This is a genomic window from Archangium sp., assembly GCF_045802675.1.
Lineage (GTDB): Bacteria > Myxococcota > Myxococcia > Myxococcales > Myxococcaceae > Archangium.
Map to the genome: position 1 here is coordinate 59,658 of NZ_JBJMQO010000148.1, position 26,234 is coordinate 85,891.

The following is a 26,234-nucleotide window of genomic DNA, read 5'->3' on the forward strand; positions in this document are numbered from 1 at the left end:
GAAGAAAGGCTTCGTTCCATTCTCGCACCCACCGAGAAATGGTTGCGTGGAAGACCCAAAAAACCCTGGCCTTTCGCGCGGAGTGCGCCCAAGGGCGCGGAAACACGGGCGGAAACGCACTCGGGGAGCGGGCTACCCGCCTCACCCCACCCGCGCGCCCGCGTCTCCTCGCCCCGCCAGCCGCGCCACCGCTTCGATGAGCGTCGCCGGCTCCAACGGCTTCGCCAGGTGCACCTGGAACCCCGCCCGGTAGGCCCGCCGCGCGTCCTCCGCGCTCGCGTACGCCGTGAGCGCGATGGCCGGCACCCACTGGTCCCTCGCCTCGGCCCACGCGCGCACCTTCCTCAACAGCGTGTGCCCGTCCTCCCCCGGCAGGCCAATGTCCGACACCAGCACGTCCGGCAGCTCCGCCTTCAACCGCTCCATCGCCTCGCCCGCGGTGCTCGCCGTGCTCACCTGCGCTCCCCGCTCGCGCAGCATGAGGGCAATGAGCTCGCGCGCGTCCGCCGCGTCCTCCACCAGCAGCACCCTCACCCCGTCCAGCTTCACCAGCGGCGCTCCCTCCGCTCCCGGCAGCGCCTCCGTCTGCGCCTCGGGCAGCACCGCCGGCACCGGCAGCAGCACCGTGAACGTCGACCCCTTCCCCTCCCCCGCGCTCTCCGCCCGCACGCTCCCTCCGTGCAGCCCCACCAGGTGGTGGACAATCGCCAGCCCCAACCCCAGCCCCCCGTGCTCGCGCGTCGCCGAGCCGTCCGCCTGCCAGAAGCGCTCGAAGAGGTGCGGCAGCGAGTCCGCTCGAATCCCCTTCCCCGTGTCCGTCACGCGGATGCGCAGCTCGCGCTCGTCCCGGTCCACCCGCATCACCACCCGCCCTCCCGCCGGGGTGAACTTCACCGCGTTCACCAGCAGGTTCCAGCACACCTGCTGCAACCGCCCCGGGTCCCCCACCAGCATCGCCGTGCCGTTGCCGCCCACGTCCACCTCGAGCGCCAGCGACACCCCCTTCTGCTCCGCGTGCGACCTCACCACCTCCACCGCCGCCTGCACCACCCCCACCAGCTCCACGCCCCGCCGGTGCAGCGTCAGCTTCCCGGTGATGATGCGCGAGACGTCCAGCACGTCTTCAATCAACTGCGCCAGCGTGCGCGCGTTGCGCTCGATGACGGCCAGCCCCTTGTCCACCGCCTTGGGCTCGTTCTGCCGGGTGCGCAGCATCTGCGTCCAGCCCAGCACCGCCGTCAGCGGCGTGCGCAGCTCGTGGCTCATCACCGCGAGGAACTCGTCCTTGGCGCGGTTGGCCGCCTGCGTCTCCGCCATCAGCCGCGTGTTTTCAATGGCCACCGAGGCCATGCGCGCGAGCTGCACCAGAATCGCCTCGTCCTCGGAGCTGAAGTCCCCCTCGTGCCGGTCCGACAGCTGGATGAGGCCCAGGTTGCGCCCGTCCCGCCCCACCAGCGGCGCCGCCAGCCAGCCGCGCATCGGCGGGTGCTTCGCCCCGTGCCGGCCGAAACCGCGCCAGGCCGCGTGCGCCTCCAGCTCCGTCTGCGTCAGCCGCATGGGCACGTTCAGCCGGCACACCCACGAGTAGATGCCCGAGCCCTCCGGCTCCTCGTGGAAGTCCTTCCACGCCGCGTACTTGTCCGACATCGACACGGAATGGATGGCCTGGGCCCCGCCCTCCACCATGAGGCTCGTCATGCACTGGTGCGCCCCAATCACCTCGCGCGCCTGCTGCGTCATCGCCTCGAGCACACGCTCGACGGAGTCCGCCTCGCTGATGACGAGCGCGGCGCTCGCCAGGCCCTGCAACTGCAACGAGTGACGCTGCTCGCGCGCCAGCAGCCGCTCCAGCTCGGCCTCGCCCTGGCGCTGGCGCGTCACGTCCCGGTGGGCCCCCACCCACTCGCGCAACGTGCCGTCCTTCTCCAGCACCGGCACCGCGCGCACCAGCATGTGGCGGTACGTCCCGTCCGCGTGCCGCAGCCGGTGCTCCAGCTGCAAGGACGTATGCGTGGAGAGCGCGTGGCTCCAGGCCCGCACCGTGCGCTCCCTGTCCTCCGGGTGCACCGCGTCCAGCCAGCCCCAGCCCAGCAGCTCCTCGCGCGTCTGCCCCGTGAAGGCGCTCCAGCCCGGCTGCTCCTCGATGAACTCGCCCGAGGGCGGCGTGGCCCAGATGATGTCCGACGTCGCCGTCACCAGCGAGCGGAAGCGCTCCTCGCTGTGGCCCAAATCCCTCGCCAGCGCCTCGGCGGTGCGGCGCGAGCGCACCAGGTCCGTCACGTCGTAGGCGAAGATGGCCACGCCCTCCACCCGCCCCGCCCCGTCTCGCTGCGGGTGGTAGGCGATGTCGAAGAACATCTCCTCCGGCGGGCCCTTCGGGCGAGGCACCTTCACCGGCCGGGCCCGGCCCACGTACGAGCTGCCCGTGGTGTACACCCGCTCCATCACCTCGAAGACGCCCTGGCCGGCGAGCTCCGGCAGCGCCTCGCGCACCGGCTGGCCCACCATGTCCCGGCCCCCGTAGAAGCGCCGGTGCAGCAGGTTGGAGAAGACGAAGCGGTGCTCGGGGCCCCGGGTGATGCTCACCGAGGCGGGCGCCAGCATCAGCATCTCCTGGAAGCGCGCGCGCTCGCCCTCCACCGCCGTGCGCGCCGCCTGCTCCGCCGACAGCAGCCGCACCCGCTCGTTCTCCGCCAGCCGCCGCTCCGACACGTCCCGCGTGAAGACGACGAGCCCCTCCCCTCCCGAGGGAAAGGCGCGCGTCTCCAGCCACACGCCCGCGGGCGCGAAGAACTCCTCCAGCGACACCAGCGTGCGCGCCGCCATGGAGCGCCGCCACGCCGGGGCGAAGTCGCTCTCGGCCAGCTCCGGCAGCGCCGCCCACAGCTCCTGCCCCAGCAGCTGCTCGCGCGAGCGGCCCAGCAGCCGCTCCACCACCGCGTTGAGCCACACCAGCCGCCAGCCCCCATCCACCACGAGGATGCCGTCGGTGACGCCGTCCAGCAGCGGATCAAACCCCGAAGGGCCCCGCGGCTCCGGCCCCCCGGTCGGAGTTCTTGGCGACTCGTGGATGGCCATGGCTGTGACTCCCAGGCTTAGCAGAGCCCGCCAGCGGCCGCTCTCCGGGGCCGGACGGACTGTTGGGCGCACGCCACTCCGAGGTGGGAGTAGCGGACACCCGGGCAGCGTGAAGCCGCTCGGGGAGGAGGAAGGCGGGCGCGAGGTGCCCGGCCTTGTGCCCCCGGGACGCATCCGCTAGCAGTCGGGGCGGACTCCCCCATGTCGACGCCCCCCGAATCCGCTTCTCCTCCTCCCGCCTCCCCGCCGCGCCCGGCCCACCGCTTCCTCTGGGTGGCGCTGGCCTGTGCCGCGTGCCTGGTGGCGCTCGTGGTGGGCCTGGTGCGCCCGCGCGAGGAGCCCCTGCAGCGGCTCGGCCGGCTCCCGGACTTCACCTTCACGCGCCAGGACGGCCAGCCCTTCGGCCTGAAGCAGCTGAAGGGCAAGCCCTTCGTGGCCAACTTCATCTTCACCCGCTGCCCCACCATCTGCCCCGTCTTCACCGCGAAGCTGGCGCGCTTCCAGAAGCAGACGGCGGGCCTGGGCGGGGAGCTCGCGCTCGTCTCCTTCTCGGTGGACCCGAAGTACGACACCCCCGAGCGCCTCACCGCCTACGCGGCGAAGCACGGCGCGGACCCGGCCCGCTGGAGCTTCCTCACCGGCGACTACGAGCAGCTCAAGGAGACGGTGGTGGGCGGCTTCAAGATTGCCATGGGCCGCGAGGGCGAGGACGAGAACGACATCCCCAGCATCTTCCACGGCTCGCACTTCGTGCTGGTGGACCGCACGGGGGAGATTCGCGGCTACTACAACAGCGAGTACGACGACGCGGTGGACTCCCTGCGTCACGACGCCGAGCGGCTGGTGCGCAGCGGCGAGTAGCCCGCTGGCGCGCGGTCCCCGGTACGCTGGAAACACGAAGGGCCGGCTCCCGGTATAGGGGAGACCGGCCCTCTCATGCGAGGCGCGTCAGGAGACGCGAGCGGCTCAGGCGGCGTACTGCTCCGCCAGCTTGCCGGCCTGGGCGTGGGCGAAGATGTTCTGCAGGTTGAGGCCGCCCTCGGGAGGCAGCGCGGTGCCGACCTTCTTGGCGATGCCACCGACCTTCTCGGCCAGGTCGGCGATCTTGGAGATGGTGGGCATGGCCTTGGCCATGAAGCCCAGACCGCCCAGGGTGCTGCCGGCGACGGAGGACAGGGCCTTGTCCATGAACTTCTCGGCGAAGGGCTTGATGAAGTTGCCGATGCCGAAGGGGAGCTTGTCCAGCGCGCCGCCCACCACCTTCTTGAGGGGCTCCATCAGCTGGCCCAGGGGCTTGTTGAGGAAGTTGGAGACCTTGCCGATGGTGTCCGTGACCTTGCTCACGGTGCGCGCGATACCGCCAATCGCCTTGCCGATGCCACCCAGGAAGCCCATGTTCTTACCCTCGCTCTTTCCTCCGTGGGGGGAGGACGAAATCGGTTGTTGGAAGCCGCCCCGTGCTGGGGAGTACATGAGGATTATCGGAGGCGGCTTTTTCGAGTTGCGTACGGATTTCCGATCGGAATTCCCGTCGGATTTTCAGACCCGGCCCGAGCCGCCCTTGCGCATCTGCTCGAGCAGCTGCTTCTGCTTCTCGGGGTCCTCCGAGCGCACCTGCTGCTGGCCCTCGGTGCCCTGGAGCGACGGCTTGCCGGCGGTGGACGGGCCGCTGTCGAAGCCGGACTTGTTGTGGTCGGGGCCGCCGAGGCCCAGCTCGCCCCGGGCGCCCGCGAGGAAGAACTGGCCGATCTCCTCGGTGGTGGGGGGCTCGTAGCCGGCGGCGCGCAGCTCCTCGTCCGAGGCCACCTTCAGCACCGGCTCCTTCTCCGGGTGCTGCAGGTAGTCGAGCACCATCTCCACGTACGGCTCGAGCTCCAGGCCCACCGCCTTGGCGATGCGCTTGGTGTCGGGGTCCGCGAGGAGCTCGGCGCGAATCTTCTCGATGGGCTTCTTCAGCTTCCGCTGGGACATGCGAATGGCCTCCAAACGAGGAAAAGCAGCGTAGCCCGGGACTCTACCCCAGGCGTCGCACTCCAGCCAGAAGCCCCCTCATCACGCGGGCGGGGCGGCCAGGGCCGGGGAAAGCGGGAGGCGCCCGTGGAGAGGGAGGGGACGGGCGCCTCAGTCGCTCCAGGAAGGGGGCCAGTCAGACGGACAGGCGGTGGAGGGCCCGGCTCCCGCCCGGAGGGGCCGGACTTTGACGCGGTGCTTCCAACCCGGGGGGCCGTGCATACCTTGGCCGGAAGGACTTCGGGACAGTCGAGAGGGAAGGGATGCACATGGAGCTGAATGGGACGCGCCTGGTGGAGCAGCTGAAGGACACGGCGCTGCGGTTGGGCACGCAGGGGGTGCGGTACGTGGTGGAGGGCACCGTCTCGGCGGTGAAGCTGATGGACCGGCTCCAGGAGCTGATGCCGAGGCAGGACCGTGAGCCGCGGGTAACGCGCGAGCCGGCCCGGCCCCTCGCCGCACAGAAGCCCCGGGTGGACAAGGCCTCCGAGCGGCTCCAGGTGGAAGCGCGGGCCACCGCCGGGCGCGTGCTCGAGGAGGCGCGGGCCGCGCAGGAGCGCCTCAAGGAGGCCCGGCCAGCGCGCCGCCCCTTGAAGGTCTCCGCCGCGGAGGCGCTCGAGGAGACGGCCGGCACGCCGAAGCGCAAGGCCACGGCGCGCAAGACGCCGCGCACGCAGGGGCGCAAGACGACGGCCCCGGCCACGGCGCCCAAGCGCGCCACGGCCTCCCCGGAGGGCTTCAAGGCGAAGCGGGGACAGAAGCTCAAGCACTGAGCCCCGAGTCCCCGCCGCGCGCGGGCGGGTCAGCGGCGCGTGAGCTTGGGCGAGGTGGCGCGAGGGGCCACCTTGCTGCGCATGCGCGAGGTCTTCACCGAGATGCCGTTGGCCTTCATCTGGGCGGTCTTCTCGGCGGCGAGGCGCTCGGCCTCGGCCTTGCGGGCGGCCTCCTCGGCGACGAGCTGGGCGCGGCGCTGGGCAATCACCTCGCGCATGCCGTCGACGGTGAGGTCCACCTGGGCCAGGTGCAGCCGGTAGAGGAGGTCCTCGCGCAGCGTGCCCTTGCCGCGCGCGTGCTCCACGGCGCCCGAGAGGCCCACCACGATTTTCGGCCGCTCCTCCTGCGTCTGGAGGCAGCGGACGATGAGCCCCTGGGCGGCGAAGCTGATGCGCGCCACGTCGGGGATGAACACCACCCCGCGAGGCTTGCGCAGGGCCTCGCCGACCTGCTCGGTCTGGCGGACCTCCACGAGGGGCCCCTCCTGGGCAAAGTTCCTCGCCGCCGCCGCCGCCCACGTGCGCCGCTCATCTTCCGTGCCGCCACTCAGGAGCACGGAAGCGCGGTTCGCCACCAGCTCCTCTTCGCGATACCCACGCGGTGTCAAAGGCAGACCTCCCCCGTCATGACTGCTTTGGAATGACTGCGTTGGATAAAGCCTAACGCAAAACGGGTTTCCCGTCGAACCCAGCAAGCGTTCCCGGGCCGGTATTCCGGCTCCGGAGGGGCAAAACCCCCAGTCTTTCCACGGAGTTGCAAGAACAACGGAAACCACCCGACCCCCGAGGACAACCCCCCTCGGAGGACCCTCGCGGGCACGGGTATGACCCGGTGCGTCGGAAGGACCCGGCCTCCCTGTGTGGGGAGGCCCGGGCCGGCCGGACATCCAGTGTCGAAGCCCTCCCGCATCCTCCGGGCCTCGAGGAGTCCGCTCGCGCGGACTCGCACGGGAGGTCACGGCATGCCGGCTCGTTTCCCCGAGGAGGGGGGTGCTCAGTGGAGGTATGGGACGCTGGAAAGGGGCGCCCTGGCGGCCCTGCTGCTCGTGGCGCTCACCGGCTGTGGAGCCCCCGTCCGGAGCGTGCGCCTGGACACCGGACAGGGCGAGCCCCGCGTCCACGTCCCGCGCGGCCGGCACGAGCCGGTGGAGTTGAAGAGAGAGGTGCTCGCCCCGGCGTTGAGCGCGCTGGCCCGCGACAGACGGCCGCCCCTCCGGCCCCAGGAAGCCGCCCGCCGGCTGTTCGAGGTGGAGGCGCGGAGCGGCGCGTACCGGTACGAGTCTCGCGGCCAGCTCACGCCGCTCGGGCCGGGCGAGCACCTGGAAGGAGAGCCCCCGGCGGCGGCTGTGGAGCTGACGCGCGCCTACCTGCGTTGGTGCGAGCGCACCGGCAGGCCCGGAGACTGCCTGCGCCTGCTGGAGGAAGGCCCTACCGTCACCGGGGACGGACGCCATGCGCTGGCCCTGGCGCTCGCCCAGGGCACCGTGCTGGACGAGATGCTGGAGGCCTTCAAGGACATGGCCGACCCCCACGCCATGGTGGCGGCGGCGCTCTGGACGTGGACGACGTACCTGGTGCTGCTCGCCATTCCCGACGTGACGGTCTCGAAGGGCCTCGCCGCGGTGATGACCGTCACCTTCATCGCCTACGTGGGGGTGGACACCTTCTGGAGCCTCATCGTGGGCTTCAAGCGACTGGTGGACGAGGTGGAGCGGGCCACCACGTTCCAGGCGCTGCGCGAGGCGGGCGAGCGCTACGGCAAGGTGATGGGCCGCAACGCGGCGCGGGCGTTCGCCCTGCTGGCCACGGCGGCCCTCGGCAACACGGTGGCGGGGCTGGCGGCGAAGGTGCCCACGCTACCGGGCGCGGTGGTCGCGGCGGCGCGGGCGGAGACGCAGCTGGGGCTTCGTCTCGCGGCGGTAGGGGAAGTGGAGAGCGTGGCCGTGAGCGCCGGGTCCGTCACCCTCGCCCTGGCTCCGGGTGCGGTGGCCATGACCGCGGGTGGAGACTCCGCGAACGGAGAAGCGCTCCACTGGGACAATTGGAAGAGCCAACGCGCCTTCGGGCATACCTTCCTGCGGCATGGCCAGGGCCTGAAGAACACGAATAATCTTCGTGGACGCGCGGTGGGTACCGGAACGCCTCAAGGGCAGTGGACGGATAATGAAGCCGCTGCCCGTTACCTCGAGGACGTGCGGCCGGGCCTCGATGGCCCCGCGGTCGTCCCGATTCCCGAGGGGATGGGTCAGGTCATCCTGCCCGATGGGAGTATCCTCCCGACCCGCCATGCCCTCGTGGTGCCCAGGGCGAGTGGGGGCATCGAGACGGCCTATCCGGTACCTGGTCCGCGGTGAGTGAGCATGTTCGAACTGGCCCTCCAGATTCATCCCGATGCACTCGCGGCAGCTCAGCCCGGACAACCGGGTGATGAGTACGAGTTGGAAACCGCCGAGTCCCAACTCATGGCGGCCTGTGAGCTCCTCGCGGATGCCGGGGTGGCAGACTTCAGGCTGCTCTGTTGTGGGGAACAGCCCTGGCCCGTCGATGTGCGAACAGACCTCTCCGTCTTCCTCGAGCAACTCCCGGGGCTGCTCCAGGCGCTTCGAGAAGAGGGCTCCTGCTTCCGGCTGCGAATGTACGAGCAGGGGATTGAAACCGTCCTGGCCTTCACACGTGCGGGTGGCTTGCTCCGGATACGTTGTGAGCCGCTACTCCCTGGAAGCGAAAACCGGTGGAGTGCTCACGACGAGTCGCTCGAGGTGCGGGTGCTGGTGCACTCGGTGGCCGGAGTGCTGGCAGCCTTCGTCCAGTGCTGCGCGCACGTGTGCCCCCCACTGCTCATGCACGCGGAGCTGACCGGCTGGCGAAGGCTCGTCGAGGACCAGCTGGCGCGGTTGCGCGATGTGAAGCCTTGAAAGCAACGATCACGCGTGCAGCACCACCACGGGGCGCCGGCAGCGCTCCACCAGGGCCCGCGCCACCGACTCGCTGAGGTAGCCCCCCGGCGCCGGGGCGTCCGAGGTCCCCAGGCACACCAGGTCCACGCCCTCGCGCTCCGTGGCCTGGCAGATGGCCCTCGCCACGTCATCCCCCGTCACGCCCTCCATCGTCCACTGCACCGGCTGTACCCCGTCCTCGTGGGGCACCAGCGCCTTGAGCCGCTCCATCACCACCGACTGCTCGCGCGGCGGCTCGGGCACCACGCCGTACTGGTCCATCATCCACGTCCGGTCCGCGGCCCGGCGGCGGCGCACGTGCAACAGGTGGACGCGGCCTCCGGGGCGCACCAGCGCGCGCGCCTCGGCGATGGCCCGGGCACTCGCCTCCGAGAAGTCGATGGGCACCAGCACCGCGCGCGGCGGCACCGACTTGCGCGCCAGGTCCGGAGTGGGCGGCACGCAGGCCACGGACTGCTCGGCGTGGCGCAGCACCCCCGCGGACACCGAGCCATGCCACAGCCTCGCCAGCCCCCCGCGCTGATGGTTGCCCACCACCATCAGGTCCACCCCCCGCTCGTGCGCCACGTGCAACAGGTGGTCCGCGGGGCGCCCGAGGCCCGGCTCCAGGTGCAGCTCCACCCTCCCCTCTCCGGGCAGCTCTCCCACGCGCTCGGCCAGCTCGCGCAACAACACCCGCTCCACCTGTGGATCCAACACCTCGATGCGCCGCACCACCGGGTCCAACATCTCCAGGTGCACCGGGGTGTGGATGCCCAACCGCTCGCGCTCCTCCACCGGCGAGCACACCGTGGTGGCCACCACGTCACACGGCCCCACCTGACGCAGCTCGCGCAGCCACGCCACCGCGCACGCCGACGTCCGCGACTCATCCACCCCCACCAGCACCAGCAGCCGCCTCCGGCCCTGGGCCCAGTCCAGGAGGGCCTCGCCCTGGCGGCGCACCACGAGCACCGGCACCCGGGCCTGCTGCGCGAGGCGCTCGGGCACGGGGGCGCGGCGCCACGGGGAGACGGCGCCCCAGCCCCCGGCGGCGAGCACCAACAGCCGCGCGCCCTGGACGAGCGCATCGCTCAGCACGGAGCCTGGAGGGCCCTCGAGCAGCCGCGTCTCCACGGCCAGCTCCGGGGTGCGCAGGCGGGCGGCCTCGGCCAGCAACCGCCTCCGGGCCTCGTCGGGGGAGCCCCCGGCGGAAGGAGTGTCTCCCTCGAGCACGCCGAGCAGCCAGAGGGGCTCGCGCAGACGGGTGGCGAGGGCGGCGGCGGTCTGGGCGGCTCGGGACGAAGACTCGGAGAGGTTGGTTGCGCACACCACGGGCATGACGGCCTCCCACGGAGGGCGCGAGGGACCGGCCCTCCACGAGGAAAACGCTCGACGGGAGGATGTCCATCGCCGGGCGGCACCGGAGCCCCCTCGCACGCGAGCACTCGCGCCGTCACGCCCCTCCCCTCGCCCTCCGGGAGAGGGCCAGCGTCAGTGCCCGGGGCCCGCCGCCTGCTGGGTGCCGAGCACGTCGTGCCCGTCGTGCAGGGTGTGGTCCTGGTTCGCCCCGTTGCCCCCGCGCACTCCGTCCTCCCCGAGCGCCTGCAGGAAGGGCTGCTTCCCGTCGCTCGCGTAGACGTAGGGGTGGCCCCAGGGGTCGGCCGGCTCGGCGGGGAAGTACTTGGGCACGAGGAAGGAGAGGTCCCCCTCCTCGGGGAGGGAGCCGTGCTCGGCCCGGTAGGCGTCGAGCGCCGCGGCGATCCGCGCGAAGTCCGCGTGCACCTGGGCCGCGCCCGGGTCCTTCTTGCCGCGCAGGCCGAGCACCACGGCGAGGCCGAGCGCCACGGCGGCAACGGCCAGGAAGAGGAACATGGGATGGGGGCGGCGGCGCTGCGTCATGGCGGAACTCCCGGGGGGCTCCGCACGCACTACCACAGGGCGCGGAAGAGCGGCACCGGCTGCGGCTTGCCTTTGAGGCGCACGGGGGGCAGCTCCTCGAAGCCCGACTCGTGGCCGGCCAGCAGGGCCACCGTCCGCTCGCCCACCAGGATTTCCCCCGGCCCGGCGAGCGCGCACAGGCGGGCGGCCACGTTCACCGCGTCGCCAATGCACGTGTACTCGGCGCGCATGGCCCCGCCGATGTTGCCCGCCACCACCATGCCCGAGTTGATGCCGATGCCCAGCTCGAGCGTGAGCGGGCGGCCCTGACGGGTGGTGGCCCACTCGGCCTCGGCGCGCTCGCGCAGCTCCATCATGAAGGCCATCATCATCTTCGAGGCCTGGAGCGCGCGCAGCGCGTCGTCCTGCCGGAACACCGGCGCGCCGAAGACGGCCATCAGCCCATCGCCGAGGAACTTGTCCAGGGTGCCCCCGCAGGTGAGCACCGCGTCGGACAGGCCCCCCAGCACCTGGTTCAACACGCCGACGGTCTGCTCGGGCGGGAGGCTGTCCGCGAGCCCGGTGAAGTTGCGGATGTCGGCGAAGAGCGTCGTCACCTCGCGCTTCTCCCCCGTGAGCACCACCGAGTCGGGGCTCTTGAGAATCTCCTCCACCACGGCGTCGGAGGTGTAGCGCGCGAAGAGCTTGCGCATCCGCTCCGTCTCGCCGGTGCGGCGCATGACGCTCTCAATGCGCGCGGCCAGCTCGTCCATGGAGGCGGACTTGTTGACGTAGTCGTCGGCGCCGGCGCGCAGCCCCATCACCCGCTCGGTTTCATTGTCGTTGGCGGTGAGGATGATGACGGGCATGGCCCGCGTGGGGCCTTCCTTCAGGCGGCGGCACAGCTCCATGCCGTCGATGCCCGGCATGTCCAGGTCGCTCAGCACGATGGCCGGCAGCACCTTGTTCACCTGCTCGAGCGCCTCGTACGGATCCTGGAAGCACACCACCTCGTAGCCGAGCGACACCAGGCCGTCCTGCACGAAGGCGCAGGCCAGGGGGCTGTCGTCGACGACCATGATGCGGTGGTGGCCCTCCTGGGGCTGGGAGCGGGACGAGGGCTCCTGGCGGCCGGAGACGCGGCCCTGGAGGCCGAGGCCCTCGTAGAGCTGCTTGTAGGTGCAGTACCCGTGCTCGACGAGGATTTCGCCCAGCTTGCGGCCGGTGCGGCGCTGGAGGGCGAGCGCCTCGTCCAGCTGCGCGACGGTGAGGTACTTGAGGCCCACGAGCAGCTCGCCCAGCGGGGGCTGCACGGGGGTGAAGCCCTGGGGCGGCGGGTTGTGCAGGCCGAGCGCCTCGCCCAGGGCGTCCTGAATCTGCTCGCGGGTGACGTAGCCCAGGGAGATGAGGGCCTCGCCGAGCCGCTGGCCGTTGAGGGACTGGAGGGCGAGCGCCTCTTCGATTTGATTGGGCGTGACGATGGCGAGCTTCAAGAGAAGCTCGCCGAAGAGCGGACTGTCCGCGCGAACCGTGGGGCGGTTGCTACTGGCCAACGGGGCTTTCCACCTTCCGAGGGGTAAGTCTGGGGTCTCAGCGTACCCCAGCCCCCGGGGGGGAGACAGCGAGGAGACGGATTCCCCCGGCTGGAGAACAGGCAGGCAGGAGAATTCCTGGTTCGCCTGCCTACTCCCGGGGAAGCTCCACGGTGAAGGTGGCGCCCTCACCCGGAGTGCTGTGCACCTGGATGTGGCCGCCGTGGGACTCGACGATTTCGCGGGAGATCCACAGCCCCAGCCCCAGCCCATGGAACTGCCGGCTCTCCACGGCACGCTCGAAGCGCTCGAAGATGCGGCCCTGGTCCTCGGAGGCGATGCCAATCCCGTTGTCGCGCACCACCAGCCGCGCGCGGCCGTCGTGGCCCGACTCCACGCACACCTCCACGGGCTGGCCGCGCCCGTACTTCGCCGCGTTGGACAGCAGGTTGCCCACCACCTGCTCCAGCCGCACCCGGTCCCACCGCCCCACCACCGCCGCGTCCGCCACCAGCTTCACCTCGCTGCCAGCCCGGGCGAGCGCCTCGGACATGCGCCCCACCGCGTCGCGGGTGAGCGCCGCCAGGTCCATCTCCTCGCGCTGCAGCTGCAGCCGCCCGGCGGTGATGCGGCCCGCGTCGAGCAGCTCGTCGATGAGCGCGCCGAGCCGCTCGCTGGTGCGCTCGGCCTTCTCCACGCGCTGGGCCAAGCCCGGCGTGGTGGCCACGTCCCGCGCCACGCGCGCCAGCATCTGAATCTGTAGCCGCAGCGCGCTCAGCGGCGTCTTCAGCTCGTGCCCCGCCACCGAGAGGAAGTCATCGCGCAGGCGCACCGCCTCGGTGGCCGCGCCGTACAGCCGCGCGTCCTCGATGGCCAGGGCCGCGCGCTCGGCGAGGCTCTGCAAGAGCAGCTGGTCCTCCTCGTGGTAGGGCCGCCCGCCGGTCACGTCGCGCACCACGCCCAGGGTGCCGAACACGCGCCCCTTCACCGCCAGGGGCACCACCAGCAGGCTCTGCGGGCCGTAGCGCTCGAGGTAGGGCAGGTACTCGGGGAGCGAGTGGGACGCGCGCGCCTCCGCCTCGTCGACATCCGGCAGCAGCACCGCGCGGCCGCTGGAGACGATGCCTCCATGCAGTCCCTCGCCGGGCCGCTGCCGCCGCGCGTGCACCGTGCCCGCCAGCAGCCAGCGCGCCTCGGGCTCCGGGTGGTGGATGGTGACGGGCTCCAGGTACGCGCCCTCCTCGTCCATCAGCTGCAGCACGCACCCGTCGCCAATCACCTCGGACACCTTGCGGGCAATCACATCCAACACCGCGGGCAGGTCCAGCCCCGCCTCGGCCAGCAGCCGGTCCACGTCCACGAGGATGCGCAGGCGCGCGGCGTGGTGACGCGACTCGGCCTCGGCGGCGCGGGCCTTGCGCAGCAGCCGGGCGTTGTCGATGGCCATGCCCGCGCGCGCGGCGAGATCCTCGGCGAGCGAGCGGTCCGCCTCGGTGAAGGGCGAGCGCTCCGGCCCGCGCACGAAGGACATGGCGCCCAGGCTGCGCTGGCGCGCCATCAGCGGCACGATGATGAACGAGCCCCCTTCCGGCGGCGGCCTTCCAGGCACGGCCTCCACCTTCTGCGTGAAGGGAGGCACCAGCCCGACGACGAGCTGCGAGCGCCCGGTGCGCACCACGTCGGTGATGGCCGAGGGGCGCGAGCGCTCGGGGCTGAAGATTTCAATCTTGTCATGCATCAGCGAGCGCTCGGGGCGCACGTGCTGCACGGTGAGCCGCCGCAGGGCGCCGTGCTCGTCGAGGAAGTCCACCGCGCACCAGTCCGACAAGGCGCCCACCGCGAGCTGCGCCACCCCGGCCACCGTCGTCTCCCACTCGAGCGAGCCGCTCAGCAGCACGCCCGCGTCGGCCAGCAATTGCAGCCGTTGCCCCGCGGCCTCGGCCTGCAGGCGCGCCGCGCGCTCGGTCTCGTAGAGGCGGGCGCGCTCCATGGCCTGCGCGCACTGCCGGGCGAGCCCCAGCATGAGGGTGCGCTGCAGCTCGGTGAAGTGCCGGGCCTGGGCGAAGCCGAAGGCCAGCAACCCCAGGCTGCGCTGCTCCACGCGCAGGGGCAGGAAGGCGAGGGCCTGGCAGGACTGGTGCGCCATGAAGGCGGCGAAGGCGGGGTAGCGGGCGCGGGCGTCCTCGGGGGACTCCAGCCACACGGGGGTGCCGCGAGCGGCCGCGTCATACCCGGGCATCTCGGGCATCTCCCGGGGCATCGACTTGAGCGGAGCCTGGAGCGCGGGACTCGTGCCCACCGCGGCCACCAGCTCCACCGAGCGCCCATCCGCCGAGGCCTGGTGCACCGTGCCGCCCACCGCGCCCACCGCGGGCACGCCCAGTTCCAGCACCGCCCGGCCCACCTCCTCGCGCGTGAGGGCACGCCCGAAGGCCTCCGTCACCGCCTGGACGCTGGTGAGGCGCAGCAATTCGGCCTGCTCGGCCTCGGCCCGGGCCTGCAGCGCGGCGGTGCGCGCGGACTCCTCCAGCCGGCCGCGTTCAATCGCCAGCCCCGCCAGCTGCGCATACAAGGTGAAGCGCCGCGTCTCCTCGGGGGAGAAGGCGCGCGGCTCGGGCGAGGGCCCCAGCAGCACGCCCACGCACCCGCCACTGGAGGCCAGCACCGGCAGGGCCAGCAGCGAGGCCGCCCCCAGCCGGTCCATCACCCCGGCCAGGTCCGGCGCCAGCGCTGGCCCGCCCTGTTGGAAGAGCCAGGGGCCCGGCTCACGGCTCGCGCCCTCCATCAACCGGCGGCCACAGCGGGCCACGGCGTCGGAGGCCAGTCCTGGGGTGGACTGGCTGAGCAGCAGGCCCTCGGGGTCCAACCACACCACGGCCGCGCGCTCCAGGCCCACGGAGGCCGCGGCGCAGTGCACCACCTCCTGCAACACCGCCGTAGCCGAGGGCGCTGACGCGAGCTGCTCCAGGGCTCGCGACATCCGCTCCACCGCGGCGACGAAGTTGTTTCCGGGCAGCTGCATGCCCCACCCCCAGGCCCGTGCCGTTTTCCGCACCAAGCGTGAAGCGAGTGTCCCACGCCTCCCCGGGCCCTGCCCACCGCAGCCCCGGCAAAGCGTCGGGTTCAGGATGAACGGAACAATCCGCTTAGCTGGTATGTCCTGCTTTTCACGGCCGGCCTCACTCGACGACGCGCAGCACCGCGAAGACGATCTCCAGGACGATGAGGAGCACCACGGTGAGCTCCAGGGTGTGGCTGCGGTCCGTGTCCACCTCGCCCTTGAGCAGGCCGTACGTCTGGGCCAGCAGCAGCTGCTTGCGCGTCACCGAGCCCTGCCAGGAGGGAATGCGCATGCGCTTGACGGCGGCCTCGTACACCTTGGCGAGGTAGAAATCCCCAATGATTTTGAGGCTGTTCTCCACGCGCTCGATGAACTCGTTGAGGTCCACCAGGGTGGCGAGCGTCTCGCGGGCCAGGGCGCGGTAGGGGCTGCGGAAGAGGGCCCAGAAGCCGTGGCGGCGCGCCTGCACCTCGTCGTGGATGCGGGCGATGTGGGCGTCCAGGAGGTAGTCGTAGTAGCGGAACTCGAGCAGCTGGGCGTTGGCCACCTCCAGCAGATCCGGAATGTCGCCGGAGCCGGAGGGCTCGTAGACGAAGGCGCTGTTCCAGTCGACGACGACGAGGTCCTCCTCGGTGTAGCTGAAGCGCGACTGGGTGACGGCCTCGCGCTCGCGGGCGGACAGGGGCTTGGAGTCCACCTCTCCGAGCAGCACCCGGGCGAGGTCCGCGCGCGCCATCAGCTCGTCGGCGGAGGGGTTGCCCCGCATGCGCTCGACGAAGAGGACGGTGTAGCTCTCGTTCTGGTCCCACAGGTGGGGCCCCTGCACGGCCGGGGCGATCATCTTGCGCACCGACTCGATGAGCTCCAGGGCGAGCTCCTCCAGGGCGGCGCTGTCGTACAGCTCATCGGCGAGCGCGGTGAGCGCCTCGAGCGAGGTCCCCGCGGGCACCGGGACGCGCAGGATGATGGAGGCGGCGCCGTGGTCGAAGAGGCGCGCCGTCACGTCCACGGTGACGGGCCCGCCGCGCAGGGCGAGCGCGCGCCGGCCCAGCTCGAAGGCCAGGGGCGGGTTGGGCAGCTGGAGGTACTGGCTGTTCTCCCGGCCGAGCTTCAGGCGGCGGGTGTCCGAGGAGACGACGCGGCGCGCGTGCTCGAGGTGGATTTCCTCCGCGATGTCGAAGGTGCGGTAGCAGAGCACCTGCGCCTTCTCGATGACGAGCGCTTCAGCGGCCATGGGAGGCCGCACCTTAACCCCTCACTCGGCCCACAGCAGGCGCAACGGCAGCTCCAGGGCGCGGAAGGGTTCGGCACGAACGGTGTTGGAACCCGAATGGAGCGCCACGAGCGAGTAGCGGGGGCCGTCCAGCTCGAGCACCTCCAGGGTGCGCACCTCGGGGTCCACCAGCCACACGTGCTGAATCCCCTCGCGGGCGTAGACGGGCAGACGGTGGGCGCGCTCCTCGGGGTGGGAGAGCACCTCGCACACCCAGTCCGGAGGCAGGGCGATGCCGGAGGAGCCCCGGGGCAGGCGCGGAAGGCGCTCGCGGCGCCAGCCGAGCAGGTCCGGGGCCAGCACGCTCTGGCCGAGGTGGATTTCGAGCCCGGAGAGCAGCAGCCAGGAGCCGGGGACGCCGCGGCCAGCGCCGTAGGTACCAATCAGCTCGGCGCCCAGCTGCGAGGCGGCGTAGGCGTGGAGCGCGGCGGAGCGGGGGCTGACGGGACGCGCGGCCGTCGCGAGCCCCAGGTGACGCACGGGGCGGGGCTCGAAGTGGGAGACGGAGGCAGGGCTCATCATGGCGTTCATAGGGGCGCCATGATGGGCAGGGGGTCTGACATCCCCCAGGCCGTCTGCCTACTGCCCGCTTTCTTGGTGGCCGAGAGCGTCCGAGAAATCCATCTGGGCCGAGAGGCTCTCGGAGAAGCGCTGGGCGCAGTCGGGGGTGGGGCTGGGGACGAGGGCGCACTGGCGGCGGGCGAGGGCCTCGGGGCCGGCGGCGGCGCGCTCGAGGCGCTCCAGGTAGGGCTTCCAGTCCTCCTTGGCGATGGGGCGCACGGGCTCGTCGGACTCCGGGACGTGGGCGGGCGCGCGGGCGGCGGTGGCCTGGGCCTGGGTGCGGTAGGACTGGAGGGACTCGCGCGCCTTGGTGGCGGGCGCGGAGAAGCCCTGGAGCGCCTGTTGAATGGCGTTCCAATCCTTGCGAGCCCACGCCTCGGCGTAGAAGCCGCGCCAGGAGAACTGGCGCTGGAGACACTCGGCCTCGGTGAAACCATAGCCGGTGCCCATGGAGCGCTCGCCGGTGGAGAGGTCCACCCAGTTCGACTCCTCGACGGCGGCGCAGGCCTCGGCCACCCACCGGTTGTAGTCGGCCTGCAAGGACATCCACTCCTTGAAGGCGGCGGCCTTCTGCTTCTTGAGGGGGACGATGACCTTGTCGAGCGCCTTGTTCATGGCCTTCTTCAGGCACTCGGCGCGCTGCTGCTCGGCATACTTCGCCTCGACATTGGAGTCGGGGGACTGCTTGGGAGGAGGACAGGCCTTCTTGGACCAGGCTTCGACGGGAGCGGGCGTGGCCGCGAGCACGGCGGCGAGGGTGAGCGCGAGCATGGGGCTGCTCTAGCACGGCGGGGAGGAGGGAGCCCAATCCCCCTCCTCCCGGGAGCCTCAATCCACCGGCTCGTGCGGGGGAAAGGCAACGGGCTTGCCGGGGCCGGGGGCGTCCTCGGGAAGGTTGCCGATGTGCCCGGGCGTGGGAAGGGGCCTGTCGCCGGCCTGCCGCTTCAAATGGCCCTCGTCGTCCTCGGGAAGCGGGGGCTCGTGCTTGGGCCTGTCGTGCTCACCCATGGTGTCTCCTCCTTTTCCTGCTCAAGCTAGGAATGGGAGGGGGCCCGGGGCAGTGCGGCACGTGCGGCGGGAACGGGCCCGAGGGCCTGCCCGCAGGCCCGCTCAGCCGCGTGAGTCTGGGACGAGCACGTTGCGCTCGAGGGGACGCGAGGACCAGTGCTCCTCGATGGCCTGGACGAACTCGGGGCGCACGAGCTTGGCGCGGGCCTGCAGGAAACCACCGTGGTCCCGGCGCAGGTAGAGGCCCTCCATGGAGCCATGGGTGAGCCGGGAAGGGCCGAGGAGCTTCTGGACCTCGGCGAGAGAGAAGCGTCCGCGGGCGAGCTCGGGCACCTTGGAGAGGCCGAGCTCATCGAGCAGGGCATCCCGGCGCGCGGCGGACCAGAAGCGGCCCGCTTCGCGGTCGTACACATCGAAGGCGAGGAACCAATCGGGCAGCGCGTCGTAGCGGACGCTGTGGACGGCGAAGCACCACTCGCCGAAGAGCATGAGGCGCTGTCCGAGCGCCTCGACGAGCCGCTCACGCCGCGCCTCCAGCCACGGCCAGAGGGGCTGGAACTGGGGCGAGGCGCGCGTGCCCAGAAAGGAGCCCCGGTTCTGCGCACGCAGGTTGCCGGAAGGGTCGACGGAGAGGCCGAGGTTGGCCCCATCCACCTTCTCCTCGACGAGCACCTCGGCGGAGAGGAAGTCGCGGACCTCGGGGGGCGAGAGCACCTTGTCCTGGCGCGCGGGAGCGGACGAGAGCCACGCGAGGTGCGGGGTATGCGGGAACTTGAAGAACGTCTCGTCCATCACGAACCGGACTTCCGCGCGTGGAGTTCCTGGATGTGCTCGGGACAGAGGAAGTGCACGGTGACTCCGCAGGCAACCAGTGCCTCACGAAGGCCCCACCACTTGCTGTCCGTGGCCTGGAGAATGGGCGGGCGCTGCTCGTGAGCGCAGCTCACCGCGACGAACTTGCGGTCGGACGGGTCGAACTTCGCCAGGGCCTCATCCGGGGGAAACTCCTCGAAGTCTCGCGAGTCACTCTGCTTGGGAGTGATCTCCACCCAGGTGCAGCGGCTCGGGTTCGTCTGGTTCGTTAGCACCCATCTCAGGAACATGTCTCCGACTCCAGGCTGGCCGCTCGAAGAGAGATTTTTCATGTACTCCGTGATGATGCGGAACTTGTCATCGATGACGAGGTGACCGGACTGCATCAGCGCCTGGAGGGCCTCGATGCAGGCGAGCTGACACCTCAGGTCCTCACCACCATTGGCCGTACGCGGCACATTGGTGTCGACGACACAGGGGTCGACTGGAGCCGTCATTCCCCCTCCGGACCGAGCTGCCGTTTGATGGCGGCCTGGGTCATCGCCGCGAGATCGCCCACCTCGTCACCGAAGAAGTTCTCCGGCCAGTTGGAGATGTTGCCGTACTCATCGAGCTTCAGCTCCTCGATGGTCGAGCCGTCAGGTCCCGGCTTGCAGAAGTAGAGCGCGGTCTGGTCAGGCGCCAGCTTGCCCTCCGCGATGCGACGCTGGATGCGGCGGAGGAAATGCTCGGAGTGGCTCTCCACCAAGCACTGGATGCCACGAGGCGTCCCCTCCTGCTGCATCTGGATGGTTTCGATGAAGAGATCCGCGAGTTCAGATTGAACACGTGGGTGCAGATGAAGCTCGGGCTGCTCGAATACAAGCGTGGTATCCCGCTCGGCGTAGAGCAGTTGAACCAGCACGGGCAGGACCTGCGAGACACCGAAACCGACATCCGCCAGGTTGACCTGTCGGCGACTGCCAGGAGTCCGAACCATCACCTGATAGATCCTCGCTCCAGGAACGATGGGCTTGGCTTCGAATGATTCGAGCAATCCCATCCGAACGAGCCAACCCGCCAGGATCTCACCAAAACTGACGGGCTTTGGATCTCCAGACCTTTGCAGCATGCGCTCCTGCGCCGCAAGTAGTGCAGCAAACGTGTTCTCTCCCGAGAACCCCACTTCGGCTGGTGCATCTCCGGGCCATGTGTACAGTCGGGCGGATGCCTCGCGAAGCGGGCCCAGGTAGAGCGTGGAATCGAGCTGTGCCTCCAACTCGAATTCAAGATCGTCAAGGAGCCCCGACTGCGGTACTTCATCTGGGAAACCGTAGAATCGGCTTGGAGCCGGGAAGCCTCCACGTTTGCCCGCTTTTCTCTTGCGACGGGGCACCACTGTCTCTAGCTCATAAGAACGAATCGCATCGGAGTAGCGCATCCCAACCTGGGCGGGCTCCGTCCATTCGGGCATGCTGAACCTGTAACGAAACTCCCGAACACCTAGCGAAGCCACGCCTGAAGTTCCAATCGCGGCTTCGAAGCCCATGGAGCCCCCATGGGGAACTCCTCGCCCCCTCTCCTCACTCTGAGGGGGTTCAGGAACTCGCCAGCTGAACCCGAAGCCAAGCACCGCCGTTGCGTCACCTCCGAACACCATCTCCGGCCAAGCTCCAAAGTCAATGAGGCTATGGCTCCCGCCGAAGTTCAGGACCTGTTTGCGATCCGGAGACTGTGCGGTCTGATTCAGCAGCAACAGGAACTGCAGCAGGCTCGTCTTGCCGGAGCTGTTGGGCCCGAAGAAGACGGTCAGCGGCGCGAGGCGGATGTTCCCCGTGTCCTTCCACGCCTTGAAGTTCTGGATGCTCAGCCGCGTGAACATGGCCATGGCTTCTATCACCCCTCCAGCCCCAACTCGCGACGCAGCCCGGAGAAGTCCATCCGCTGCTCGACGGGCAGGTCCGCCTCCGCGTTCTCCATCTCCTTGAGCAGCACGTCCACTGCGTGGCGCCCGGCCTTGGTGCGTACCGCCTGACGCGGACTCTTGCCCCTGAGTGCCGGCAGCTTCATGTCCAGCCAGGTGGCGTAGTGCCGCTCCTGGAACTCGCGCAGGACCTCCAGCATCTCGGGTGGGGGCGGCTCCAACACAGGAGCGGGCTGGCCCTCCCGCTCCTCGAGCAGCTTCGAGGCCTCGGTCTCCTGGCGCTTCTGGTGGGAGATGAGCCCCTCGCACGCGGCCTCCACCCGGCGGCGCAGCGCATCGGCCCGTGTCACCGAGTTCGTCTCCAACCGCAACGCCTCCGCCCCCACGTGCGCGCGCCCGATGACCGTGTTCTCCCAGTCCCGGTGCATCGCATTGCCCTGCTTGAGGAAGGTGCAGACCACCCCCTCCTCACCCTCCTCCACCTCCGCACCCTCCAGCCTCGCGAGCGTCTCCAGCACCCGGGGCCGGGCCCCCGGCATGAGCGCATAGTGGTCCTCCACGAGCACGAATGGCTCGCCATCCGTGTTGTGCAAGACGGGCACCCGCTCCGCCTGCATGTCGAGCCAGTCCAGCGCGTCCTCCCAGACGTGGACGAGCCCCAAGGTCGTCTCCTCCTGCGCGAGCCACTCCCGGGGGACGAGCCTGTCTCCGCGCACGCGGAGCGCCTTGCGCGCGATCCGCACCACCTCATCCGCCTCCGTGGGAGGCAGGGGATGTGGATGCATCCCGCAGAACACCGCCAGGCCCTCGTGCTCCACCATCCGCCCGAGCACGGCATGCCGCGGGCGGAGCTGCCGCGAGCCGAGCACCTCGTGCACGAAGTGCTCTCCGCCTCCCAGCAGGTCCCTCACCCGCAGCCCCACCCCCTCCTGCACCTCCACCACCTCCCAGACGGTGAGGACGACAGGCCGCTGCGCGAGCAGCCACGCACGCTCGGCCTCCGACAACTTCGCGCCCTTCTCCTCGAGGAACCACTCCCGCACGGGCCGCCCCTCCACCTCCCAGTGGTGCACCGCCCAGGGCATGAAGAGCTGCATGTCCGGGCCCTCCAGCACGAAGTCGGGGTCCTCGAAGAACGCCTCGGCGGCCTCGCGCCGCCACCCCCGGCCGAAGCGGGCATTGGCGTAGCGCACCAGCGCCGTCACCAACCCCTCATCCGCCTCGTGCAGGTGCGCCCCCGGTGGGGCGGCCAGCCGGTTCACCGCCGCGTCCCTCCCGGCACAGCACCGCTTGTACTTCTGTCCGCTTCCGCAGGGGCACGGCTCATTGCGCCCGGGCATGTGCATGGCTCCTCCTGGCCCCACTCCAAAAGTAGGGGCCGGGGGGTGACCTTAGCAGTGGGTACGCCCGGAGGTGAGCCCTACCTGCCAGCCGGGGGAGCGAGCTCGGTGCGCACATCCCAGAGCTCGGGGAAGAAGCGCAGGTCCAACGCCTTGCGCAGGAAGCCCACGCCCGAGGAGCCCCCTGTGCCCGGCTTGAAGCCGATGACTCGCATCACCGTCATCATGTGACGGTAGCGCCACAATTGGAAACGCTCCTCCACGTCCACCAACTTCTCGCACATCTCGTAGGCGTCCCAATGTTGCTCGGTGTTCTCGTAGATGTGGCGGAACACCTCCATCACCCCGGCGCTCTTCTCATACGGCTGACGCCAGTCGCGCTCGACGCGGTCCGCTGGCACCGCGTGGCCCTTGCGCGCCAGGTGCCGCAGGAACTCGTCATACACACTGGGCGACTCCAGGAAGCGCTCCAGCTCCGCATGCACCCCGGGCTGGTGCCGGAAGGGCCCCAACGCCTGCGCGTCCTTGTGGCCGAGCAGGAATTCCAACGCGCGGTATTGATGGCTCTGGAAGCCCGAGGCCTGCCCCAGCGCGCCCCGGAACTCGAGGTACTCGTTGGGCGTGAGCGTCTCCAACACGCTCCACTGCTCGAAGAGCATCCGCTGGATGTGGCCCACGCGGGAGAAAATCTTGAACGACGGCTCCAGGTTGTCGTTCTGGATGTAGCGGTTGACGGCCGTCAGCTCGTGCACGAGCAGCTTCATCCACAGCTCGCTCGTCTGATGCTGGATGATGAAGAGCAGCTCGTCGTGGTGGGTCGGCTGCGAGCGGGGCACCTGCGCGGACAACAACCGGTCCAGCTGCAGGTACTCGCCATACGTGGTCCGACCCGCCAGGTCGGTGAAGATTCCGGGTTCCAGCTCGCGCTTGTTCATGCAGACAAGAATGACGGGCGGGCCGGGGCCCCGCAAGAACCGGACCCTCCCCAAGCGGACAGGAGGGCCCGGCTCTCAAACTCCCGGGGAGCGGGAGAGCGGCTCAGCCCGCGTTCTTCTGGGCCTCGGCGAGCGCCTTGGCGGCGGCGCGGCCACGCGGCAGCTTGATGTCGTCGACGCTGTTGGCCTCGGCGTAGTCCACCCAGGCGCCGGGGCGGCGGTTGGTCTTCTCCAGCATGCGCAGCTTCTGGTAGTGCGCGGCGCAGTAGCCCTTGGTGCGGCTGGGCTTGCCGCAGCCGATGATGGCGCAGTCACGGGCCCCACCCTCGGTGGCCGGCTTGCGGCCGCGCTTCTTGCCACCCGTGGACACCGGCGCGGGAGCCGCGCTGCGAGCCGGACGGCCCGGGCCACGGCGAACCGGCGCCGCTGCGCCACCACGGCTACCACCGCCGGCCACGCCAAACAGGGGGCCCACGGCGCTGGCCAGGGGCGCCAGCTGCTCGGCCACGTTGCGCAGCCTGTCGAGATCAGACGTGCCCGCCTCCAGACGCGACACCAGGTCGCGCAGCGGCTTGAGCTGCGCCTCGATCTCGTTACGAACCATCTCTCGGAATGCCTTGTCGACCGACATGCTCGTGTTTCCTCTCTCGATGAGAACGCCTCCTGGGCGAGGCGGCTCATCCGGGGGGGGGGTTATCGTTGGGCTGTTCAGCTCAACTTCTGCCCAGACATAACTCCATGGATACACGGTTTGTCGATTAAATTGAAACAGCGATTGTGCTTTTCTTGTTGATTGGCGTCACACCTGAATGCCTGTTCAGCGCCGCTACATGTGAATTGAACAGGAATCGGCGTGATCCCGCGGCTCGAACCCCTGACGTGCCCGCCGCATTTCCAACCACAAAGCCTCGCGTGTGGCCGCCAGGCGCCGGACAAGGTCCTGCGCCTCGTCGTCGTCGAGCGCCGCGGACAGGCGGGGAAAGAGCTGGAGCTCCAGCGAGCGGATATGCGCGAGCGCCGCGTCGCCCAGCGCCACCAACCGGGCCTGCCACTCCAGGCTGTCCCGGGGAAACCATTCCAATTCGGCCATCAACTCATGCATGACCAGGAGGAGCTCCGCCTCCTGGAGGGCCCGCGTGTGCCCCTCCACTCGGACCACCAGGGGCTGCACGTGGCGCTCCGTCAGCCGCACGTGAAGCCAGATCGCCTCGAGCAGTTGCTCGACCCGCTCCCGTGACGCAACCCCATCCTCCCCCGGCGCCAGCGCCGCCTCCAGGCACGCCAGCAACTCCCGTTGCTTCCCAGACAACATTTCGAAAGGCCCCATGGCCCCACAACCATCGCCACCCCCCCAGGCACGGACAACCACCGGGCCCGGAAGCGGGCCACCGCCTGTGCCCTCCCGCCTCCCTGACAGGCGTTGAAAGCGGCAGGATTCATACGACTTTTCCACCCCCCGAGAGGAGTTGGCAGGCAGGCGTGGGCGGGGGTCTGTCAGCTCCGGCGGGCGTCGCCATCTTCAGGCCCCGTGGAGACCGCCCACAACCCCTTGCGCCGCGCCGTCTTCCGGTTCGCCGAGACCGGAGCGGCCCTGTCCGCGCTCTACCATCGCGCCCGCCTGCTGGGAGCCGAGCACCTGCCCGCCCGGGGTCCGGTGTTGCTCGTGGGCAACCATGGACTCTGGGGTTATGAAACGCCTGCTTTCTTCCACCTGCTTCATCGCGCTACAGGCCGCTACCCCCTGGGACTGGCCGAGCGGGGGTTCTTCAAAATCCCCCTGGTGAGAACGGTATTGCCCTGGCTGGGGGGCGTGGAGGGCACCCGGGACAAGGCCTTGGACTCGCTGAGACAGGGACACCTCGTCGTCTGCTATCCGGGGGGCGCGTGGGAGACATTCAAGAAACCCCGCCACCATTACACGCTGCGGTGGGAGGCAACGCTGGGCTTCGCGCGGCTCGCCGCCCAGGCGGGAGTGCCCGTCGTCCCCTTCGCCGGCTTCGGCGTGGACGGCACCTTCCTCTGTCCGGATGACGAGCGGTGGAGCGTTCCACTCGCCCCCGGGGAGAAGTACCGGGTACCGTTGGGCATCGGCCTGGGCCCCCTGCCCCTGCCGGTGAAGATGACCTTCCTCCTCGGACCCGCACTCACCCCGCCGCCCCGGGATGCGCCCGAGTCCCGGCTGAAACACTTCCGGGACCAGATCGCCACCACCGTACGGCACCTGCTCGTCCGAGCCTGCCATGCGTGAGGCCTCCTTGCCCGCCCTACCCCGGTTCGTTCCCGAGCCCGAGGACATTCAACCAGGCTACGAGCTGCTCCTCGAGCAACGCCAGGTGCGCGGCGCTCCGGTGCGGCTCTTCACCTTCCCCGGCGGCAGCCAGGACGCGTCGCGCACCGTCCTATGCCTGCCTGGACTGGGAGCCTCCGGCCGCTCGTTCGCGCCCATGCATCCCCTCGCCTCCGAGTACCGGCTGCTGCTGTGGACGCCGACGCTCCAGACGCCTCTCACCCATACGCCGCTGCAGTGGAACCTCGCCTCGCTGGAGCAACCCGACGCGGGCCTGCCCGAGCGCTTCGCCCTGGTGGGCTCCTCGTTCGGCAGCCTCATCTCCATCGCCTTCGCGCTGGCGCACCCCGAGCGGGTGAAGGCCCTGGTGCTGGTGTCGCCAGTGGCCAGCGTGCGGCGCGTGCGGCGCTGGGCGCTCGTCCTGTCCACGCTGGTGCGCATGCCCAAACCCTTCGCCTACCTCTTCGCCCCCACCGTGGCGCGGGTGCTCGGCGGACGCCGCCTGCCCCCCGAGGGCCGCGCCGAAATCGTCCGCGAGGCGCGCCGGCTCTCGCCCCTGGAGCTGCTGCGGCGGCTGCAGGACATCCTCTCCGCCAACTACCTCGAGGAGCTCGAGCGCCTGCGCGTGCCCACCCTCATCATCCAGGGTGGCAGGGATTTACTGGTGCCCCACTCGTACGCCCGGGACGTGGCCGCCCGCATTCCCGGCTCGCGTCTGGAGCTCATCCGCGAGGCCAGCCACCTGCCGTACATGAGCCATACCGACGCCTTCAACGCCTTCGTCGGCGACTTCCTCGCCCAGCACGAAGCCTGAGACGAAAGACAGCCCTTCCCACCGAGACG

25 protein-coding genes are annotated in these 26,234 nt (G+C 70.3%); 6 read left to right on the plus strand and 19 right to left on the minus strand.

Going from position 1 to position 26,234, the window contains the following annotated elements; all coding sequences use genetic code 11:
- Positions 1–141: 141 nt before the first annotated feature.
- The gene (locus ACJ8AN_RS40630; protein ID WP_407761010.1) at positions 142–3,078 is read right to left on the minus strand and encodes a PAS domain-containing protein; all 2,937 of its coding nucleotides are present in this window, start codon (positions 3,076–3,078) and stop codon (positions 142–144) included.
- Positions 3,079–3,279: 201 nt separating this feature from the next.
- Here ACJ8AN_RS40630 and ACJ8AN_RS40635 point away from each other — a divergent pair, with 201 nt between their 5' ends.
- Positions 3,280–3,939 carry an SCO family protein gene (locus ACJ8AN_RS40635; protein WP_407761011.1) on the plus strand — a complete coding sequence of 220 codons (660 nt, stop codon included), beginning with the start codon at positions 3,280–3,282 and terminating at the stop codon, positions 3,937–3,939.
- Positions 3,940–4,044: 105 nt separating this feature from the next.
- Here the strand turns inward: ACJ8AN_RS40635 and ACJ8AN_RS40640 are convergent, their stop codons facing one another.
- Positions 4,045–4,473 carry a hypothetical protein gene (locus tag ACJ8AN_RS40640; RefSeq protein ID WP_407761012.1) on the minus strand — a complete coding sequence of 143 codons (429 nt, stop codon included), beginning with the start codon at positions 4,471–4,473 and terminating at the stop codon, positions 4,045–4,047.
- A gap of 144 nt (positions 4,474–4,617) precedes the next feature.
- The gene (locus ACJ8AN_RS40645) at positions 4,618–5,049 is read right to left on the minus strand and encodes a hypothetical protein (protein ID WP_407761013.1); all 432 of its coding nucleotides are present in this window, start codon (positions 5,047–5,049) and stop codon (positions 4,618–4,620) included.
- 302 nt (positions 5,050–5,351) lie between these two features.
- Between ACJ8AN_RS40645 and ACJ8AN_RS40650 the strand changes: the two genes are divergently transcribed.
- Complete coding sequence (locus ACJ8AN_RS40650) at positions 5,352–5,861, plus strand: hypothetical protein (RefSeq protein ID WP_407761014.1); 510 nt, start codon at positions 5,352–5,354, stop codon at positions 5,859–5,861.
- 29 nt (positions 5,862–5,890) lie between these two features.
- On the opposite strand, the gene ACJ8AN_RS40655 is transcribed toward ACJ8AN_RS40650, so the two are convergent.
- Positions 5,891–6,436, minus strand: coding sequence for a Fis family transcriptional regulator (locus tag ACJ8AN_RS40655; protein WP_407761015.1), 546 nt, complete (start codon positions 6,434–6,436; stop codon positions 5,891–5,893).
- Positions 6,437–6,823: 387 nt separating this feature from the next.
- On the opposite strand from ACJ8AN_RS40655, the gene ACJ8AN_RS40660 reads away from it, so the two are divergent.
- Both ACJ8AN_RS40660 and ACJ8AN_RS40665 read left to right on the plus strand, forming a co-directional pair.
- On the plus strand, positions 6,824–8,215 hold the full coding sequence (locus ACJ8AN_RS40660; RefSeq protein WP_407761016.1) for a hypothetical protein: 1,392 nt from the start codon (positions 6,824–6,826) through the stop codon (positions 8,213–8,215).
- A gap of 6 nt (positions 8,216–8,221) precedes the next feature.
- Positions 8,222–8,776 carry a hypothetical protein gene (locus tag ACJ8AN_RS40665; RefSeq protein WP_407761017.1) on the plus strand — a complete coding sequence of 185 codons (555 nt, stop codon included), beginning with the start codon at positions 8,222–8,224 and terminating at the stop codon, positions 8,774–8,776.
- A 9-nt stretch (positions 8,777–8,785) separates the two neighbouring features.
- On the opposite strand, the gene ACJ8AN_RS40670 is transcribed toward ACJ8AN_RS40665, so the two are convergent.
- The 15 genes from ACJ8AN_RS40670 to ACJ8AN_RS40740 all read right to left on the minus strand — a co-directional run bounded on the left by ACJ8AN_RS40670 (position 8,786) and on the right by ACJ8AN_RS40740 (position 24,392).
- A complete protein-coding gene (locus tag ACJ8AN_RS40670; RefSeq protein ID WP_407761018.1) occupies positions 8,786–10,138 on the minus strand; it encodes a universal stress protein in 1,353 nt (450 codons plus the stop codon).
- 153 nt (positions 10,139–10,291) lie between these two features.
- Positions 10,292–10,699, minus strand: coding sequence for a type II secretion system protein GspG (locus ACJ8AN_RS40675; RefSeq protein ID WP_407761019.1), 408 nt, complete (start codon positions 10,697–10,699; stop codon positions 10,292–10,294).
- A 29-nt stretch (positions 10,700–10,728) separates the two neighbouring features.
- Complete coding sequence (locus tag ACJ8AN_RS40680) at positions 10,729–12,231, minus strand: response regulator (RefSeq protein ID WP_407761020.1); 1,503 nt, start codon at positions 12,229–12,231, stop codon at positions 10,729–10,731.
- 130 nt (positions 12,232–12,361) lie between these two features.
- Entirely contained in the window at positions 12,362–15,232 is a 2,871-nt protein-coding gene (locus ACJ8AN_RS40685) for a GAF domain-containing sensor histidine kinase (protein WP_407761021.1), read from the minus strand.
- Positions 15,233–15,389: 157 nt separating this feature from the next.
- Positions 15,390–16,505 (minus strand): hypothetical protein, encoded by a 1,116-nt coding sequence (locus ACJ8AN_RS40690; RefSeq protein ID WP_407761022.1) that lies wholly within the window; start codon positions 16,503–16,505, stop codon positions 15,390–15,392.
- 21 nt (positions 16,506–16,526) lie between these two features.
- Positions 16,527–17,063 (minus strand): Uma2 family endonuclease, encoded by a 537-nt coding sequence (locus tag ACJ8AN_RS40695; protein WP_407761023.1) that lies wholly within the window; start codon positions 17,061–17,063, stop codon positions 16,527–16,529.
- Positions 17,064–17,123: 60 nt separating this feature from the next.
- Entirely contained in the window at positions 17,124–17,876 is a 753-nt protein-coding gene (locus ACJ8AN_RS40700; protein ID WP_407761024.1) for a hypothetical protein, read from the minus strand.
- Positions 17,877–17,933: 57 nt separating this feature from the next.
- The gene (locus ACJ8AN_RS40705; protein ID WP_407761025.1) at positions 17,934–18,113 is read right to left on the minus strand and encodes a hypothetical protein; all 180 of its coding nucleotides are present in this window, start codon (positions 18,111–18,113) and stop codon (positions 17,934–17,936) included.
- Between the two features lie 102 nt (positions 18,114–18,215).
- Complete coding sequence (locus tag ACJ8AN_RS40710; RefSeq protein WP_407761140.1) at positions 18,216–18,905, minus strand: RNA ligase family protein; 690 nt, start codon at positions 18,903–18,905, stop codon at positions 18,216–18,218.
- Positions 18,905–19,423, minus strand: coding sequence for a hypothetical protein (locus ACJ8AN_RS40715; protein ID WP_407761026.1), 519 nt, complete (start codon positions 19,421–19,423; stop codon positions 18,905–18,907). Before ACJ8AN_RS40715 ends, ACJ8AN_RS40710 begins: the two co-directional genes overlap by 1 nt.
- Entirely contained in the window at positions 19,420–20,793 is a 1,374-nt protein-coding gene (locus ACJ8AN_RS40720; protein WP_407761027.1) for a DUF3696 domain-containing protein, read from the minus strand. Before ACJ8AN_RS40720 ends, ACJ8AN_RS40715 begins: the two co-directional genes overlap by 4 nt.
- Positions 20,794–20,801: 8 nt before the next feature.
- A complete protein-coding gene (locus ACJ8AN_RS40725; protein ID WP_407761028.1) occupies positions 20,802–22,169 on the minus strand; it encodes a YecA family protein in 1,368 nt (455 codons plus the stop codon).
- 80 nt (positions 22,170–22,249) lie between these two features.
- Positions 22,250–23,104, minus strand: coding sequence for a tryptophan 2,3-dioxygenase (locus ACJ8AN_RS40730; RefSeq protein WP_407761141.1), 855 nt, complete (start codon positions 23,102–23,104; stop codon positions 22,250–22,252).
- A gap of 103 nt (positions 23,105–23,207) precedes the next feature.
- Positions 23,208–23,735, minus strand: a complete 528-nt coding sequence (locus ACJ8AN_RS40735; protein WP_407761029.1) for a cell wall protein — start codon at positions 23,733–23,735, stop codon at positions 23,208–23,210.
- Between the two features lie 195 nt (positions 23,736–23,930).
- Positions 23,931–24,392, minus strand: a complete 462-nt coding sequence (locus tag ACJ8AN_RS40740; RefSeq protein ID WP_407761030.1) for a hemerythrin domain-containing protein — start codon at positions 24,390–24,392, stop codon at positions 23,931–23,933.
- 261 nt (positions 24,393–24,653) lie between these two features.
- On the opposite strand from ACJ8AN_RS40740, the gene ACJ8AN_RS40745 reads away from it, so the two are divergent.
- The gene (locus ACJ8AN_RS40745) at positions 24,654–25,352 is read left to right on the plus strand and encodes a lysophospholipid acyltransferase family protein (RefSeq protein WP_407761031.1); all 699 of its coding nucleotides are present in this window, start codon (positions 24,654–24,656) and stop codon (positions 25,350–25,352) included.
- Positions 25,345–26,205 carry an alpha/beta fold hydrolase gene (locus ACJ8AN_RS40750; protein ID WP_407761032.1) on the plus strand — a complete coding sequence of 287 codons (861 nt, stop codon included), beginning with the start codon at positions 25,345–25,347 and terminating at the stop codon, positions 26,203–26,205. The genes ACJ8AN_RS40745 and ACJ8AN_RS40750 overlap by 8 nt, the downstream gene beginning before the upstream one ends.
- The last annotated feature ends 29 nt before the right edge of the window (positions 26,206–26,234 follow it).

Coding starts and splice junctions, on each gene's coding strand:
- ACJ8AN_RS40675 (WP_407761019.1), bottom strand. CDS start 10,699: ATGACGCAGCGCCGCCGCCCCCATCCCATGTTCCTCTTCCTGGCCGTT.
- ACJ8AN_RS40715 (WP_407761026.1), bottom strand. CDS start 19,423: ATGACGGCTCCAGTCGACCCCTGTGTCGTCGACACCAATGTGCCGCGT.
- ACJ8AN_RS40640 (WP_407761012.1), bottom strand. CDS start 4,473: ATGGGCTTCCTGGGTGGCATCGGCAAGGCGATTGGCGGTATCGCGCGC.
- ACJ8AN_RS40660 (WP_407761016.1), top strand. CDS start 6,824: ATGCCGGCTCGTTTCCCCGAGGAGGGGGGTGCTCAGTGGAGGTATGGG.
- ACJ8AN_RS40700 (WP_407761024.1), bottom strand. CDS start 17,876: ATGCTCGCGCTCACCCTCGCCGCCGTGCTCGCGGCCACGCCCGCTCCC.
- ACJ8AN_RS40710 (WP_407761140.1), bottom strand. CDS start 18,905: ATGGACGAGACGTTCTTCAAGTTCCCGCATACCCCGCACCTCGCGTGG.
- ACJ8AN_RS40730 (WP_407761141.1), bottom strand. CDS start 23,104: ATGAACAAGCGCGAGCTGGAACCCGGAATCTTCACCGACCTGGCGGGT.
- ACJ8AN_RS40695 (WP_407761023.1), bottom strand. CDS start 17,063: ATGAGCCCTGCCTCCGTCTCCCACTTCGAGCCCCGCCCCGTGCGTCAC.
- ACJ8AN_RS40645 (WP_407761013.1), bottom strand. CDS start 5,049: ATGTCCCAGCGGAAGCTGAAGAAGCCCATCGAGAAGATTCGCGCCGAG.
- ACJ8AN_RS40705 (WP_407761025.1), bottom strand. CDS start 18,113: ATGGGTGAGCACGACAGGCCCAAGCACGAGCCCCCGCTTCCCGAGGAC.
- ACJ8AN_RS40750 (WP_407761032.1), top strand. CDS start 25,345: ATGCGTGAGGCCTCCTTGCCCGCCCTACCCCGGTTCGTTCCCGAGCCC.
- ACJ8AN_RS40670 (WP_407761018.1), bottom strand. CDS start 10,138: ATGCCCGTGGTGTGCGCAACCAACCTCTCCGAGTCTTCGTCCCGAGCC.
- ACJ8AN_RS40650 (WP_407761014.1), top strand. CDS start 5,352: ATGCACATGGAGCTGAATGGGACGCGCCTGGTGGAGCAGCTGAAGGAC.
- ACJ8AN_RS40690 (WP_407761022.1), bottom strand. CDS start 16,505: ATGGCCGCTGAAGCGCTCGTCATCGAGAAGGCGCAGGTGCTCTGCTAC.
- ACJ8AN_RS40665 (WP_407761017.1), top strand. CDS start 8,222: ATGTTCGAACTGGCCCTCCAGATTCATCCCGATGCACTCGCGGCAGCT.
- ACJ8AN_RS40720 (WP_407761027.1), bottom strand. CDS start 20,793: ATGGCCATGTTCACGCGGCTGAGCATCCAGAACTTCAAGGCGTGGAAG.
- ACJ8AN_RS40630 (WP_407761010.1), bottom strand. CDS start 3,078: ATGGCCATCCACGAGTCGCCAAGAACTCCGACCGGGGGGCCGGAGCCG.
- ACJ8AN_RS40725 (WP_407761028.1), bottom strand. CDS start 22,169: ATGCCCGGGCGCAATGAGCCGTGCCCCTGCGGAAGCGGACAGAAGTAC.
- ACJ8AN_RS40635 (WP_407761011.1), top strand. CDS start 3,280: ATGTCGACGCCCCCCGAATCCGCTTCTCCTCCTCCCGCCTCCCCGCCG.
- ACJ8AN_RS40735 (WP_407761029.1), bottom strand. CDS start 23,735: ATGTCGGTCGACAAGGCATTCCGAGAGATGGTTCGTAACGAGATCGAG.
- ACJ8AN_RS40685 (WP_407761021.1), bottom strand. CDS start 15,232: ATGCAGCTGCCCGGAAACAACTTCGTCGCCGCGGTGGAGCGGATGTCG.